This is a genomic window from Mesorhizobium sp. WSM4806, from assembly GCF_055811635.1.
On record NZ_JBVVQZ010000003.1, the window covers coordinates 226,787 to 242,829 of the forward strand.

General features: G+C 59.5%; 10 protein-coding genes and 4 pseudogenes. 10 read left to right on the forward strand and 4 right to left on the reverse strand.

Features of this window, described 5'->3' with window-relative positions; translation table 11 throughout:
* Positions 1-532: 532 nt before the first annotated feature.
* On the reverse strand, positions 533-1,555 hold the full coding sequence (locus tag AC0L2M_RS06525; RefSeq protein ID WP_473534370.1) for a phospholipase D-like domain-containing protein: 1,023 nt from the start codon (positions 1,553-1,555) through the stop codon (positions 533-535).
* 560 nt (positions 1,556-2,115) lie between these two features.
* Here AC0L2M_RS06525 and AC0L2M_RS06530 point away from each other — a divergent pair.
* Complete coding sequence (locus AC0L2M_RS06530) at positions 2,116-3,195, forward strand: DUF4365 domain-containing protein (protein ID WP_473534371.1); 1,080 nt, start codon at positions 2,116-2,118, stop codon at positions 3,193-3,195.
* Positions 3,196-3,530: 335 nt separating this feature from the next.
* Here the strand turns inward: AC0L2M_RS06530 and AC0L2M_RS06535 are convergent, their stop codons facing one another.
* On the reverse strand, positions 3,531-4,469 hold the full coding sequence (locus AC0L2M_RS06535) for a hypothetical protein (protein WP_473534372.1): 939 nt from the start codon (positions 4,467-4,469) through the stop codon (positions 3,531-3,533).
* Between the two features lie 196 nt (positions 4,470-4,665).
* Between AC0L2M_RS06535 and AC0L2M_RS06540 the strand changes: the two genes are divergently transcribed.
* From AC0L2M_RS06540 to AC0L2M_RS06580, 9 genes and pseudogenes are all read left to right on the forward strand, one after another.
* Positions 4,666-6,669, forward strand: coding sequence for a conjugal transfer protein TraG (locus AC0L2M_RS06540; RefSeq protein ID WP_473534373.1), 2,004 nt, complete (start codon positions 4,666-4,668; stop codon positions 6,667-6,669).
* A gap of 3 nt (positions 6,670-6,672) precedes the next feature.
* Positions 6,673-7,125, forward strand: a complete 453-nt coding sequence (locus AC0L2M_RS06545) for a CopG family transcriptional regulator (RefSeq protein WP_473534374.1) — start codon at positions 6,673-6,675, stop codon at positions 7,123-7,125.
* Between the two features lie 215 nt (positions 7,126-7,340).
* Positions 7,341-7,991: pseudogene (trbB, locus tag AC0L2M_RS06550) on the forward strand (P-type conjugative transfer ATPase TrbB); the annotation flags it as partial.
* A gap of 78 nt (positions 7,992-8,069) precedes the next feature.
* Positions 8,070-8,969 (forward strand): dethiobiotin synthase, encoded by a 900-nt coding sequence (gene bioD, locus AC0L2M_RS06555; protein WP_473534492.1) that lies wholly within the window; start codon positions 8,070-8,072, stop codon positions 8,967-8,969.
* A gap of 28 nt (positions 8,970-8,997) precedes the next feature.
* Positions 8,998-10,187 (forward strand): annotated as a pseudogene (locus AC0L2M_RS06560) (IS3 family transposase).
* Positions 10,184-11,248 carry an adenosylmethionine--8-amino-7-oxononanoate transaminase gene (bioA, locus tag AC0L2M_RS06565; RefSeq protein WP_473534375.1) on the forward strand — a complete coding sequence of 355 codons (1,065 nt, stop codon included), beginning with the start codon at positions 10,184-10,186 and terminating at the stop codon, positions 11,246-11,248. The pseudogene AC0L2M_RS06560 and the gene bioA overlap by 4 nt, the downstream one beginning before the upstream one ends.
* Positions 11,245-11,733: pseudogene (locus AC0L2M_RS06570) on the forward strand (3-oxoacyl-ACP synthase); the annotation flags it as partial. The gene bioA and the pseudogene AC0L2M_RS06570, both read left to right, overlap by 4 nt.
* A pseudogene (locus AC0L2M_RS06575) lies at positions 11,723-12,126 on the forward strand (aspartate 1-decarboxylase). The pseudogenes AC0L2M_RS06570 and AC0L2M_RS06575, both read left to right, overlap by 11 nt.
* Before the next feature lie 449 nt (positions 12,127-12,575).
* The gene (locus AC0L2M_RS06580; RefSeq protein ID WP_473534376.1) at positions 12,576-12,800 is read left to right on the forward strand and encodes a hypothetical protein; all 225 of its coding nucleotides are present in this window, start codon (positions 12,576-12,578) and stop codon (positions 12,798-12,800) included.
* Between the two features lie 50 nt (positions 12,801-12,850).
* On the opposite strand, the gene AC0L2M_RS06585 is transcribed toward AC0L2M_RS06580, so the two are convergent.
* Positions 12,851-13,771 (reverse strand): HAD-IIA family hydrolase, encoded by a 921-nt coding sequence (locus AC0L2M_RS06585; protein ID WP_473534377.1) that lies wholly within the window; start codon positions 13,769-13,771, stop codon positions 12,851-12,853.
* A gap of 782 nt (positions 13,772-14,553) precedes the next feature.
* A complete protein-coding gene (locus AC0L2M_RS06590) occupies positions 14,554-15,228 on the reverse strand; it encodes a hypothetical protein (RefSeq protein ID WP_473534378.1) in 675 nt (224 codons plus the stop codon).
* Between the last annotated feature and the right edge of the window lie 815 nt (positions 15,229-16,043).

Genomic DNA, 16,043 nt, shown 5'->3' on the forward strand with positions numbered 1-16,043 from the left:
TACCGGGGCCAACTTGATCAGTTCGTTGGCGAGGGCACATGACACGTCATAAACTAGCTTTCGCTGACTATCGGTGGATTGGCACAACGGTTTGAGACGGCTGCGACAATCGAACGGTGGCGTACACTTCGGTCTCCAAGGACATAGGTCCAAATTTGGCCGAGGAGGCCCCGCAGCTCCGTTCGCCCCCGCCATTGGCGATTTTCTCGCTTTTATTCGTCCTGAAAGGAGACCGTCCGCTGTCGGCCCCCTCGTTATCCTTCTGGCCAATTCTGACAGTATGCGCCTAATCCTGGTCATTGAGCAAAGCTTGGTCGCACGTGTGAGCACAGATCCAGAGCTGCAGCCCCGGCCAAAGTGGCGCATCCTTTGACGGTCGACGATGCGGCAGACTTGCGGCTATTCTCTTGGTAGTGGTAGTCACGCTTCATCCTGTTGAAGATGCTGCGCGAACCTGAAGCAAGGGCGTCAACCTAGATCGGTGACGCCCCTGCTAAAAAGTCGGCGCGCCACCTACCGGCCTTTTCTTCAATCAACAGATGGAATTTGGCACGCGGAGCTGGTGCCTTGAGGACGACACCGAGGGGATCCAAATACCTTTTTTTATCCGCTCATTCGAGAGGCTCAAAAATGATGCATTTTCAAACGACGGGCCTCGCACAAGGTTGGCAGATCCGCTGAAGACCTCGGACGTCTCTCCGAGGCCGATATAGACTTTTGCGTGAAAGTCCTGCTTTTTTGCGTCAGCGGCGACGATCCTGTTTTCGAGCCCGAAATTGGCGAGTATCTTATGGTCAAGGCCCGTCTCTAAGAGTGCGGCCTTGTAATCATTGTAACTTGTTGCGCGGGTGATGAAGGTTGTGCGGCTCGGGTCCAAAATACCAAGCAACCACTCCCAAATCTCGAGCTTCTGCGGCTTGGCCATATACTGGTGGGCGATAAACGGGCTAGCGATTACGACCTGATCAAACTTGAGCCGCCAGCGGGCGACTAACTTCTCGAGTGCGTCCATCAGGAAGGACTTAGAAAAAATCCCGGTTAAATTCTCCTCGAGGGAGGTCCCTTCCACATCGGCGAGAAGCATTTCCTCTGCCTGTGGCAAAAAGTCGAGCCGGAAGGGGCAGTAAAAGACCGCATGGTGCGTGGCCCCGCACGCGCACGGCACCCCTAGCCGAACTGCCACATGTGTGACATCGGGTGTTCTGCTAGCCAATGCAAAGTTCTGAGCTTTGGCAAGTTCGGCATGCACGTGAGGCAGCATACTCCGCAGCTGCGCCAAGGCGGCACTTTCCATGTCGTCGCCATTATCAGAACAATGATAGATAGCGCTCTGTCCGTAATTGAATTTCAGGATGTCAGGGTTCATGTTGAGTGAGTACTTGGCAATCACCTCCGCCGGGGGAGCCGTGCCCAAGTATTCACCGTCATCGTTGTCCCAGCGATCCGCGACTAAAAATCCTTCAGCGATCGATTCTGCTGGATTCCTGAGAGTGACGGTAAAATGCTTCTTGCACCTCTTACACTCAATCACCCATCCGCCGCGGTCGTTGATCATCGGGAAGGTGATCTCAACGTACTGGTGCGGTTCTCCGCAGTGTGGATGAGGACATTTGGCTACGAAGGACCGCTCGCGTTGTCCAAACATGTGCAAGAATTCTCCGCTCTACTCGTCTGTCTCTCGCAACTAGAGGTTCCCGCTGCGGCGTGCATTGAAACTGTACCAACCCGTGGGTTGCTCTGTCTGGCAAAAGGCTAACAGACCGACGACGACTGGGTTCCGGATCAGCTCGCCGGCCGTACGACGACCGTGATCGGGTCCCGAACTTTAACTTTCCCCAAGACTACCCGGAAAGCTGCCAGTCTGCTTGCGGTCTAATTTACTGGAGGCACCTATCTCCCAAGTGATATCAGACTGCGGCTTCCAGCTAGTTGACATTCTGCTTAACACTCGCCGGAGGATCGCGGCTAGGACGTTCGGTGCCTCGCGAAGCAACTGGCCATGAACGATGGCGGGGTTTCGTGGTGAGCAGCAGAGTCGTATCGGCTGGCGCGATCGCGCAAGAGCTCCGAATTGCGCGAGTTGACGAGTGATCGAGCCGATGATCATCTGTCGCCATGGCGAAAGCAAAGACGAGCCTCCAGTATCCTGTCAGGGCCAAGCAACACATTTCGGAAACGAGTTCAGCCGAACTGCTGCGTCGGCATTTGCCAGACGGCTGGGTCATCCGCGATCTAACCGAGCGCGACTATGGCATCGATGTCCTGATCGAGATCGTCGACGAGAATGATAGGATGACCGGCAATGTTATCGTCGCACAGGTGAGGTCGTTGAGGCACTTCTCGGTCAAGAAGACTGAGAATGCCTATCGCGGCCTAAAATGGTCTACGTACAACTATCTGCTCGGCAATCCCGCACCCGCCTATCTCTTCCTCTGTTCGCTGGAAGACGAAGTCGTTTACTGGCGGTCCATGCGAGAAGTAAACCGAGCGCGCTCCGACAAGGCTTCCGAGAAGCCAGTCATTCCCATCCTTAAGGGCTATGACCTCTCAGACATTGGTTGCCTTGTACTAAAGCTGTCGGTCATGTTGGAGCGTCGTTGGCCTGACGTCGAGCGCGCAGCCATCTCGAGCCTCATGTTTTTTCAAGCGCTCGGGCCTTTGTATCTCGCATGCCGGCGCGAGCCAAAATCGCGTCCGCTCCCATCGAGCGTTCAACTCCTCATAAATGAGCACTATGAATACAACCAGCTTCTTCACCGGTACCTGCTGAGAAGTGAAAAGCGCTTCCCATACCTGCCTGAAATTTACACCAAGGCCCTAGGCAAGGGGGATGTCAGCGACAAGATGACCTTCAGTGCAGGATTCGCAACCGAGTTTATTAGTTCGTTCATTGGGGACTATCTTGAGGCGATCGAAGCGTGCGACCGGATAATTCGACGCGACCAGCGAACCTACTGGTTTGCTAAATACCCATATGTGGTTTCGCAGATCGATGCCTTCCCACCCTATTTCGTCGACGAGGACTGGTATAGTCGTTACCATGCAGACGAGTATGAGAATGAAACGCGCCACATCAAGCTCGACCTGTTCTTCGATATCGACGTAGGCACCCGCCATGACTTTCGCCATTTCATGACACAAGCCGATGATGCCAGTCGGACAAAGCGCATAAAGAAGTCGGTGCGCGTGCTGTAAGGCGAAGTCGATTGTCCGCGATTGTGGCAATCACTGTGCGGCCGACGTGGATACCCCGCTGACGGTCATGTCACTGCGATGCATATGAATCAAGTGTCCGCCTCGAGGATCCAATGACCGAAGCTACCGGTCCGCTAACGGCCCACTGCCGCCGTTTTGCAAGCGTCCGTTCCCGATCTAGGCTCGCTGTTTGGACCACTCTCTTGGAGATCTGGCTAACCCGCCTTCCAAGATGAGGAGTAGGCCGCAGCGTAGAGCATTCAAACAATCGGCATCCTGTGCACGAGATCAATCAGCGCAATCTTTGACATGCCAAGTTGGGCAATGGGGCAGCGTCAAAGTCGTTTGCCTCTGGGATCACCAACCGCATACAGGCGGGCGCCATCTGAAGCGAGCGCGTGCTCTAGAGCGGCCCGGTGCACCTTCCAATCCGCATGCTGCTTTTGACTGGTGTCGAAGCCGAAGACCAGGAGGTTGACCTGCGGTACATCCCCCAGTGTGACTTTCCGCGCGCCGGTAGCGACCTCGCCGACCAACGGATGAATATCCTGACCGGCCGCGGCACGGATCCTGCGCAGGTTGCTGCACAACTTTGTATAACTTTTCTCTAGGTCGTGCCGATAAGCCTCGAGGATGGCCCGATAGGCCGCGATCTGCGCCAGAACCGGCGCCGGAAGTCTGGAACGGATGCTACCAATTTCCGGATTCTTGAAGTCTTTGGCCTCCCAGAATACAAGCCGTGCCTCGGCCGTACCCTGCGGCTCCAATGCGAGCAGGTCGATACGAGGTGAATTGATCTCGTCACCCGGTTCGTTCCGCTCGACCGTTCCAGGCAACGCGATCTCTACGTCAATAACCTGAGGATTTGCGACAGCGATCGAATGGCAGCCGCTTTTTTCCCTGCCAGCATAAATGCCCGCGGCACGCTTCATAAGGGCAATCGATGCCGGCCCTTCGTAGCTTTTGAGAAAGGCCTTGCTCCCGAGCGCGGCGACATCAAACTTTTCGCCATTGAAGGCGATCTGACCGCTGAGCTTCGGGTCAAGCAGGAATTTCTCGTGAGTGCTTGCCCTGAGTGCGAGCGGCCCTGCCTCGACCTTGAAGATTGACTGACCTTTCCAGTAGACATTCAGGGATTTGCCGCGAAGCGCGATCACAAGATCGCGGTCTTCTAGGACATCACGCCACCAACCCTTCTCTGCTGCTTCTTCCAGCTGCACTACGAAGTGGTTGCGCAATGACCTGTCGAAATTCTTGATCGTGATTTCGGGCATGTCCCCTCGCTGGAAAATCGCCAGTACTTCTCAAAGGTCTAACTGCTCTGCAACACCTCTACCTATCTCATCAACGACCGATCGCACCAGGCAAGTCTTTGCACGTCGGGCTAACCTGGTGGGCCCTTCGTCCTTGCGCCTCTGGAAATTCGACATTTTCTGCTCGTTCCCGATCGCCCAGCAGACGAGACGAAAAGTGCCGGCAACCAGAATATTGTGGGGCCAAGTTCTGACGGTCCTCCTGATCGTGCTCGTCACCACCTGGTGTGGAACGCAATGGACGGCGTGGCGTCTGGACTTCCAGGCGGAGCTGGGTTCGCCCTGGTTCGAACTCGCCGGCCATCCGGTCTATCAGCCACCAGCCCTGTTCTGGTGGTGGTTCTTTTACGATGCCTATGCACCAGAGGTCTTTCTCGAGGGTTCGCTGATTGCGGCACGCGGCAGCTTCGTGGCGATTGCAGTTGCAATCGGCATGTCGGTATGGCGGGCACGTGAGGCGAAGAACGAGGCCACCTATGGTTCGGCACGCTGGGCAACGCGTGACGAAATTGCGGCCGGAGGCCTGATCGGCCCTGATGGCGTGGTGCTCGGCAGGCTCGAACCGGAATACCTGCGCCATGATGGTCCGGAACATGTGCTGTGTTTCGCACCCACCCGGAGCGGCAAGGGCGTTGGCCTTGTCATTCCGTCGCTGCTTACCTGGCCAGGTTCGGCGATTGTCCACGACATCAAGGGTGAAAACTGGGAACTGACGGCCGGATGGCGGGCGCGCTTTGGCCGCATCCTGCTCTTCGATCCAACCAATGCGTCATCTGCCGCCTACAATCCTTTGTTGGAAGTAAGACGTGGCGAATGGGAGGTCCGCGACGTGCAGAACGTCGCCGACGTGCTGGTTGATCCCGAGGGCTCACTGGAACGCAGGAACCATTGGGAGAAGACCAGCCATCCGCTTCTGGTCGGCGCCATCCTTCATGTCCTCTATTCTGAACCGGACAAGACGCTTGCCGGAGTTGCGAACTTCCTTTCCGATCGGCAAAGGCCGATCGAGACGACGCTGCGCACCATGATGCTGACGCGGCATCTGGGCGACGGCGGACCGCATCCGGTCGTGGCGTCGGCAGCAAGGGAACTGCTCAACAAGTCGGAGAACGAGCGGTCAGGTGTGCTTTCGACGGCAATGAGTTTTCTGGGCCTCTACCGTGATCCGGTGGTGGCGAAAGTGACGTCCCGCTGCGACTGGCGGATCGCCGATCTGGTCGAGGACGAGCGGCCAGCGACACTCTATCTGGATCTGGTCGTGCCGCCGTCCGACATCAGCCGTACCAAGCCGCTGATCCGGCTTGTCCTCAACCAGATCGGCCGCAGGCTGACGGAAGACCTTCATGCGAAGGATCGACGATATCGTCTGCTTATGATGCTCGACGAGTTTCCGGCTCTCGGCCGGCTCGATTTCTTCGAGTCTGCGCTCGCTTTCATGGCGGGCTACGGCATCAAGTCTTTCCTGATGGCCCAGTCGCTCAACCAGATCGAAAAGGCCTACGGGCCGAACAACTCCATCCTCGACAACTGCCATGTACGGGTGAGCTTTGCCACCAACGACGAGCGCACAGCCAGGCGCGTCTCCGACTCGCTGGGAACGGGAACCGAGATGCGGGCCATGAAAAACTACGCCGGCCACAGACTGTCGCCCTGGCTCGGGCATCTGATGGTCTCGCGGCAGGAAACCGCGCGTGCGCTGATGACACCCGGCGAGATCATGCAGCTACCGCCGACCGATGCCATCGTCATGGTCTCGGGCCTGTTTCCGATCCGGGCCAAGAAGGTACGCTATTTTGCCGATCCACGCCTTGCCGGGCGTGTCCTGTCGCCACCGGACCCTGAAACGATCTCAGGGACATCGCGCCCCGATGACTGGACCGGCGCAACAGTCCCTGCGGTGCCGGAAGGCAATTCTCTGCAATCCAGGCTATCTGAGGATGCGCAGAACGAGGATCCGGCAAATGGCGGCATCCGCCGCCAGCCCGAACTCCCGGAACACGAGGATGTCGCGCCGGAACGGGTGGTACAGCGCAACGACGAGTTCGATCTGGACCGGGACGAATCCGATGATGATGGGGTGCGTCGGCGCGCGGTCGATCAGGTCATGCGGCGCGCTGCACGGCAGGCCACCCTAGATCCCGATGACGGCATCGAGCTTTGACCCATGAAGAACGCAAAAAAGAGGCGGCTTTCGGCCTATCTCGATCCTGACGTCATGAACGCGCTTGCCGATTATTCGGCACGGCGCGATGTCTCGCTGTCGCTGATAGCCGAGGCCGCGATTGCTTCGTTCCTGTCGCCGGACGCCGAGGAGCGGAAGGAGGCGGCGATTACAAGGCGCCTCGACCAGATCGACCGGCGCGTGCAGCGCGTCGAGCGTGATGTCGGTATCGCCATCGAAACACTGGCACTGTTCGTCCGCTTCTGGCTCAACTCGACCCCGGCATTGCCGGAATCCGCGCAGGCCGAAGCCCGCGCAAAAGGTCTGCAGCGGTATGACGCGTTCGTTGACGCGCTCGGCCGCAGGCTGAGCAAAGGACCAAAGCTCAGACAGGAAATCGCTGATGACGTCCCGCCGGCATCGCCGGCCGACGCGAATGATTCCCCGGCGCGATAGATGGCAGCGGCAAACCGGCGAGATCGCCGCACCGCATTCGGCAAGTCTCTGCACGCCGCGTCGCGATCGCCCATTTTTGCCTGTTGCAAGGCCGGTATTCATGCCTCTCCTAATCATCCCCGACCGCGGCACGAACGGGCTCGCCGCAGTGAACGGGGATCATCGTGGCAGGCAGTCATCATTCTGGCAGGGAAGCGGTGTCGCGCGGCGCGCGCATGCTGCGCACGGCGCTTGGGCCGGCCATAGCCCGCTTCCTCGAAGATCCGGCTGTTGTCGAGGTGATGCTGAACCCGGACGGACGCCTCTGGGTCGACCGGCTTAGGGAAGGGCTCTGCGCCACCGATGAACTGCTGGCCCCGGCCGACGGCGAGCGCATCATCCGCCTGGTCGCCCACCACGTCGGTGTGGAAGTGCATGCGGACGCGCCGCGCGTGTCGGCCGAACTGCCCGGGACAGCCGAACGGTTCGAGGGCCTTTTGCCGCCTGTCGTCGTGGCACCAGCCTTCGCCATCAGGAAGCCGGCAGCCGCAGTATTTACCCTCGAGGATTACGTCACCGCCGGCATCATCACCGCGAGCCAGGCTGACGTACTGCGGCTTGCCGTCGAAAGAAGGAAGAACGTTCTGGTCGCCGCCGGTACGTCGACCGGCAAGACGACGCTGGTCAATGCGCTTCTGGCCGAGGTCGCCAGAACCGCAGACCGCGTCGTGCTGATCGAGGACACGCGCGAGCTGCAATGCCCGGCACCTAACCTCGTGGCGCTGCGCACCAGGGACGGCGTCGCCTCGCTGTCCGATCTGGTGAAGTCTTCGCTGCGGCTTCGCCCCGACCGCATCCCGATCGGCGAGGTGCGCGGCGCGGCTGCGCATCTCCCTGACGCTCAACGTCGACGAAGCCGACACTTCCGCCATGGTCGAGGCGCTCGTCGAGGTGTTGGCGACGGCATGAGCAGGCGCATCGTCATCACCGGAACAGACACCGGAATTGGCAAGACCGTGTTCTCGGCGGGCCTCGCCGGCCTGCTCGATGGCTTCTACTGGAAGCCGGTGCAATCGGGCCTCGACGGCGAAACCGACAGTGAGGTGGTCGCACGGCTTGCCGGCCTGCCGTCTGGGCGCGTGCTGCCAGAAGGCTACCGTTTGAGGAGCCCGCTTTCGCCGCACCGTTCGGCCGAAATCGACGGCGTCTCGATCGAGGCGGGTTTCTTGTCGGTTCCCGCCCTGCCGGGGCCGCTCATCATCGAGGGCGCAGGCGGGCTGATTGTGCCGCTCAATCGACAGACAAGGTTCATCGACATATTCGTGCAGTGGCGGCTGCCGGTCATTCTGTGCGCCCGCACCGCGCTCGGCACGATCAACCACACCCTGCTGTCGATCGAGGCCCTGCGGGCCCGCTCAATCCCGATCATCGGCCTCGCTTTTATCGGTGACGAGGTGGCCGATACGCAAAGGACAATCGTGGAATTCAGCGGCGTGCCACAGCTCGGCAGGCTGCCGCACCTTGATCTGCTGACGGGCAAGACCCTGAGAGACGCGATGATTACCGGCTTCGACCTCGCTTTTAATTGCCGGAGGCGAATGATGGCGCAGTCCCGTGTGTGGCATCCCTTCACCCAGCACGCGCTTGAGCCCGCGATCCCTGAAATCGCCCTCACGGAGGGCGCCTATCTCTACAAGGCCGACGGGACGCGCATCCTGGACGCGATTTCCTCCTGGTGGGTCGTCACCCATGGCCACCGCCATCCCCGCATCATGATGGCCATCGAGACGACCGCATCGCGCCTCGACCAGATCATCTTCGCCGGCTTTGACCTGCCACGGGTAATTTCCTCCAGTCTGGATTAGAGTCCGGCCTCGTTTGAAGGACGGACGGATGAAGCGAAAGCGATTTACGGAAGAACAAATCATCGCGGTTTTGCGCGAGCAGGAAGCCGGTGCGAAGGTGGCGGATGTCTGCCGCAAGCACGGCATTTCCGATGCGACCTTTTACAATTGGAAAGCCAAATATGGCAGCATGGACGTCTCCGATGCCAAACGGCTGAAGGCGCTGGAGGAGGAGAACGCTAAGCTGAAGAAGCTGCTGGCCGAGCAGATGCTGGATGCGGCGGCACTGCGCGAGCTTCTGTCAAAAAAATGGTAGGGCCCGCTGCAAAACGCGACGCCGTCGCGCATCTGAGGTCCGCCATGGACCTGTCGGAGCGGCGGGCCTGCACGATCATCGGCGCCGATCGAAAGATGATCCGCTACCGTTCCTGCCGGCCGCCGGAGACGGAGCTGCGCGGCAGATTGCGCGAGCTCGCCAACGAGCGCCGACGCTTCGGCTATCGGCGGCTGTTCATCCTGCTCCGGCGCGAGGGCGAGTCGTCAGGGATCAACCGCATCTATCGGCTCTACCGCGAGGAAGGGCTGGCGGTGCGCAAGCGCCGGTCGCGCCGGCGCGCCGTCGGCACGCGGGCCCCAATCCTGGTCGAGGCGCGACCGAACGCGCGCTGGTCGCTGGATTTCGTGCATGACCAGTTCGCCTGCGGCCGTCGTTTCCGCGTGCTCAACATCGTCGATGACGTGACACGCGAATGTCTGGCAGCGATCCCAGACACCTCGATCTCCGGCCGACGTGTCGCGCGCGAATTGACCGATCTGATCGGCCGCCGCGGCAAGCCGGGTATGATCGTCTCCGACCATGGCACCGAGTTCACCTCGAACGCGATCCTCGCCTGGTCGAAGGACCACAAGGTGGAATGGCACTACATCGCGCCAGGCAAGCCGATGCAGAACGGCTATGTCGAGAGCTTCAACGGGCGAATGCGCGACGAGTTGTTGAACGAAAGCCTGTTCTTCGGCCTCGCTCACGCGCGCAACGCCATCTCGGAATGGAGGGAAGACTTCAACACAGCGAGGCCGCACTCCTCGCTCAGCTATCGGACCCCGGCAGCCTACGCCGAGATCCTCGCCGCAACCGGCTCCAGCGCTGTGTAAGTTGAAGGCTCCGCGCCTCCGCCGGTTGCTCAACCCGCGCCTCACGGCGTAACAGAAACGGTCGGAACTCTAATCGCGGCTGGATGAAAGTTCAGGGGCAGGTCAGCTTTACCCACGAGCCGGCCGAAGGCCTGGCCGAGGCGCTTGTCGGCCTCGCTCCCTCCGGCCTCGACCGGGTGTTCTATTCCGACAGCGGCTCGACCTGCGTCGAGGTCGCACTGAAGATGGCGCTCGGCTATTTTTGCAACATCGGCGCGCCGCGTTCGCGCATCGTCGTCATGGAGCACAGCTACCATGGCGACACCATCGGCACGATGAGCGTTGGCGCCCGTGGCGTGTTCAACGCCGCCTACGAGCCCTTGCTGTTCGAGGTCGACACCATCCCCTTCCCGGCCGCGGGGCGCGAGCAGGAAACGCTGGATCGTTTCGAAGCAGTCTCCCGCGACCGGCGCGCTGCCGCGCTGATCGTCGAACCGCTGGTGCTCGGCGCCGGTGGCATGCTGATGTATCCGGCCTGGGTACTGTCGGAGTTGAAAAAGATCGCCGAAACCTCCGGCACGCTGCTGATCGCCGACGAGGTGATGACCGGCTGGGGGCGCACCGGAACCATGTTCGCCTGCGAGCAGGCGTCCATCTCACCGGACATATTGTGCACCTCGAAAGGCCTGACCGGCGGCGTGATCCCGCTGGCGGCCACGCTTGCCACCGACGCCATCTTCCAGGCCCACTATTCCGAGGACCGGAAGAAGACCTTCTTTCATTCGAGCTCCTACACAGCCAATCCAATTGCCTGCGCGGCCGCACTCGCCAATGTCGAGATCTGGCGCAGCGAGCCGGTGGCTGAGCGCATTGCGACCTTGAGCGCGAGGCAGGCCGCCGGGCTTCAACGCTTTCGCGAAAATCCATATTTTAACGATAGCCGTGCGACGGGAACGATCGCAGCGCTCGATCTGCGAACGGATTCCGCAGGTTATCTCGCTGAGATTGGTCCGAAGCTGCGCGCGTTCTTCCTCGAGCGCGGCCTGCTTGTGCGCCCGCTCGGCAATGTTCTCTACCTTCTGCCGCCCTATTGCATCACCGGTGGCGAGTTGGACGGTCTCTATGACGCCATCGAGGAAGCTGGCGAACGCTTCGGTTCGAGGCCATGAGCAGATCGTCGCGTATTCTCGGGTTTGGCCACCATGCGCCCGGGCGAAAGGTCGAGAACCCGGAAATCGAAAACCGTCTCGGGCTCGAACCTGGCTGGATCGAGCGGCGCACCGGAATTCGCTCGCGATTCTGGGCAACGGACGAAGACACGCTGTCGGGCCTTGCAGCGCATGCCGGCGACATGGCGCTGGCAAATGCCGGCATCGACCGCGGCGACACCGGCCTGCTGTTGCTTGCCACCTCGACACCCGACCACCTTCTGCCGCCCAGTGCGCCGCTGGTCGCACATCGGCTGGGGCTCGGCCGCGCCGGCGCGGTCGATCTGACCGGCGCCTGCGCCGGCTTCATCTACGCGCTGATGTTCGCCGACGGGTTCACCCGTCTGCATGGCAGAGCGAGCCTTGTCATTGCCGCCAACATCCTCAGCCGCCGCATCAATCCCGCCGAGCGCGCCAGCGCCGTCCTGTTTGCCGATGCCGCCGGCGTACCATGGTTCGATAACGCTGGACCCTGACCACTGCGAGGCAGCAGGGATCCTGCCCATGGAATTCGTGGAGATATGGAACAAGAACTCCGGTGCGCGGATTTCGACCTATGTCATTCTCGGCGAGCGTGGCTCACGGTGCTGCATCCTCAATGGCGCTGCCGCCCGCACCTGCCAGCCCGGCGACCAGGTCATTGTCTGCAACTCCATCTAACTGGACGAGCGCAGATCACCTCGCTGAAGCCGCGGATCGTCACTTTCGACCAGGACAACCACATACGCGACCGCCTGAGCTACTCGGTCAGCCTTGACGGGCACGGGCGATACAGTTTCTCCATCCTTGACGAGGCGAATGCCGCTTTGGCCATTCCTGCCCTGGTCTCCGGCGCGTGATCCGACGTATGCGCGCGCTTTTCGCCATTTCGGTTGGCCGCCGATCACCGCCGCGGGCCGAATCCGCTTGAAAAAATGGCAATCGGCCGGGCAACTCGACGCATTTCCAAGAGGAACTTCCGACAGCGATTACAAATCACCTCCACTTCACGGGAAAATCCGAGCGGCCTGACCCGAAGTGCAATTGCACGAGCCGCAGGAGCCAAAGCGGGTTCATTTCGACAATGTGCCGAAACGCCTGTAGCCGTGCCCCATTCGACGGTTCCGGAGAGGAGTGCATTGGCGACCGGGCTCAGAATGCGCCCACCTTGTCCCAAGTCTCGCGGCCAACCGGGCGCTCTCCCTCGCAGAGTTCCGGCATCACGCGTAACAAAGATGCAGCCGCGTTGAAGGCAGCATTCGCTGATAGCCAATCACCTTGCCGCCTTCGATGTGCGGCATGTGACGGCATGCTCATCGTCGAATCGGTCTCGTTCTCGACTGCCTTCGCGCTGGAGGCCCAGCCAACCCCTCTCTTCGATGAAAATCCCGTGCCTCAGCCTGAAGACTTCATCCAGCTCTTGACGGCAAAAGTCGGCGTTTCGGTGGGTAACCAGATACAACATTGTGTGGATTGGAGGTCAAGGCAACGGCTCTTTGGAGCACTGGGTATTTCTGGTGGTGAAATCGCGTGAAGGGAGACCGACCGAATTGCACCAACGCGCAGCGCTGCGATTCCGCCTCGTCATTCCTTCATGAGAATCTCGCCAAGATCGGCGAGGCGCTCGATCACGTGGTCTGGCCTGAATGGAAACCGCTCCATGTCAGTCCGCGTGCTCACCCCGGTAAGTACAAGTGCTGTCTTCAGGCCCGATTCCAACGCCGCGACCACGTCCGTGTCCATCCTGTCCCCGACCATGATCGTATCGGCTGCACTAACTCCGAGGCGCTCCAGCGCGCTTCGCATCATGAATGGGTTTGGTTTGCCAACGAAATAGGGGTGACGGCCGGTGGCCCTTGCTATCAGTGCTGCGACCGCGCCACAGGCCGGGTGGAAGCCACGCTCGGTCGGGCCAGTGGCATCCGGGTTGGTGGCGAGAAACCAGGCGCCCTTCGCCACAAGCTCGGCGCCAGAGGCGATCTGCTCGTAGTGGTACGATTTTGTGTCGCCAAGAACCACGAAATCGGGAGCAAACTCCGTGATCCGGCAGCCTGCACACCGCAAAGCCTCGCGCAGGCCATGGTCGCCGATGGGATAGGCGGATGCTCCGGGCTTTTGCAACGCCATGAACCGGGCAGTCGCGAGCGCCGACGTATAGATGTGCTCGGGTTGTACGGGGAAGCCGACCGCCCTCAAACTCTCGGCATGATCTTCCGGCGTGAAGCGGGAGTTGTTGGTGAAAATCTGAAACGGCTTGCAGGTGGCCACCAGCGCGGCAACATAATCGACCGAGCCTGCAATCGGCTGGCCGCCACGGACCAGAACCCCATCCATGTCGAGCAGGTGTGCTACAGTCATCAGACTGCAACCCCTGATATCATTGGATCGGCGCATTGCATAAGAGCGTTCTGATTCACGTGCGTTGTTTCCTTTCAAGGTGATCGCGCGGGCCAATGTACGCACCGACAGCAATGTGGGAACGGCGTCCGGGCGCTGGTTCGGCAATTAGGACACTGCAACGTGCAAAAGGGTCAATTGAAGATCGCGCGAAAGATGACGCGGTAACCGGTGGCGGCCCGTAACACGGCGGATGGGATGCATCTGCAGGTGACATTGGTATGGTTGAACATGGTAGCTATAGCGGTACCACCTTCCCCACATTCATTGATGTTAACTGGAGCCTTGGGGTCGCAATGCATTGGTCGCCGAAGGCAGAGGAACGTCGCCAATAAGCGGTCGACTGTCGAGAACCTGAACCGGATGCGATTCGTGCGGCGGCTTCCATCCTGACGCAACATGCGGACCGCCGCGGACGGGGACAGTCGGTCCCGCGTCCCGTCCTGCGGCCGGCGCTATGCTGACGCTCCTACGGCGGTCCCGTTCACCGCCCGCGGCGGGGGCGAATTTCCTCCGTCCCACGCGCGACAATCGTTCGCTGTTGCAGACGCGCGCAGGACTACGGCTTATACGCCGTTTCCTTGAGCGTCGACGGCCGCGGGCGCCCTGAGATCGGATGGCCTGCGCATCCGGGTTGCCGGCAAGCCTTCACACCAGTGCCGTTCGGCGTGTGGTTGCGGCAAGCCTCGCAACGCCTCCAGCAAGCATCGTCGGGCAATATTTTGCTCGAGATACTCGTCGTTCAGCTGGAGCGGATGAGATGGTTCGGCTCATGAGGCTGGGTTGATGATGGCAGTGCCAGAGCTCTACCGCCTTTCCCCACATCAGAGGATCTGCGTTGTCTTCTCCGTTGCAGCGGGGGCGTGAGGCTAGCCGAGTATTGTCGGCGATCATCGCGGTACGAACGCTTTGTCTGGATCGGTTTCAACTTTTGCAGCGCGTTTATACCGCTCGAATAGCCTGACCACCCCATCAAACCGGTAGGTTCGGATGTATCGCCAAAGGGCGCGGCGGCGCTCGTCGTCAAAGTGAGTGAGCGTGTCTCCTTTCAGAGGAATTTCGCCCGTTAGCTGTAACCAATAATGGAAGAGCCTTTCGAAATCATCGGCATCAATCACTCCTTTCGCGATCAGATTATCGATCCTCTCCAACCAACCAAGATAACCGTCGATCAACTCCCTTATCTTGCGCTCATCTATGGTGAAAAGCTCTGATTTCTCCACATTCTGGTTGGAAGTCAGGCTCATCATGCTGTCGGCATGATTGCGGAGAGCGCTGGCAAATAGCACCGGATTCACGAAAGGCGGAGATGCGCCGGACGTCAGGGTGTCAGGCATCTCGCAATAATCAATCATGCTCATCGCTGATTGCACAGCGATATCGTGATTGAACATCTCCATCTCGTTGGCTGCGGCGACGGCGTTGGTTCGCGCGCGTTCGGCGCGTTGATCTAGGCTGTTCTGCCAATATTGAAGCAAGGCCCACCCAGCACCGGCGAGGGTTGCCACAAGCCCGACAGCGGCCCCAACTTCGTCGAGCGCGGTCGACCAGTCTATGTCAGCCAAGATGCCCAACCGCGCCGCCCTTTCCTCTCGAGCATGCCACCTTTGGATCGAGAAACCGTAATCAATCCCTGCTGACCAATCGGAACGGCTTTGTAGTGCTCGCCTGCGCGAGTCGTAGGCTTCCCTGAAGGGTACGTTCTTGCATCCACGATATTACACTACCGCATTCTTTCCTCAAAGGATATTGCTCAAGATAATATCCGCCGCTCCTACCAGGTCTTACGAGATGCAAAAGGATCTATACAGAAGGTTTATCGAATAAACACAGTTGCTATTACTGGTGCCATGCCGAGGATGTACGTTTGAATGGCGTTTCTGATTACTATCCAAGATGTAACAACCTCCGGGAAGGTCGTCGGAAAAGTGCGCTCCACTCTGGCATTCGGCAAAGTTGTTGACAACTTCCTGCTCGCGCGACCGCCTAAAGTCGAACTACACTCACAGGATCAGGTGATATGACGAATTCCGGGAATGAGCCCTCAGACCTCAAATATGAGTACAAAGTCGCTGGATCCCGAATGCGGTTTTGGGGGGCAACCCAGTAATTTATTTGGACGAGTCCTCGCTGGCAACGTAAAGTTCAATCCAAACCGAAGAAATTGTGCGCCGGATCCCGCCGCCGGCAAACATGTAGTTCTCTCTCCTCCTTCACAACACCGTCATCCCATTGATGAAGTTAGTTTCGTGGCGCCGAGGTTTTAATCACGAAGGCATAGACTCCATGGGACAAGACGCGTTAGAAATATCTTGTCGGAAAATTGATCGACACATCTAGTCGGCAAGTCGTTTTATTCGTCTTGAAATTGGAAAACACG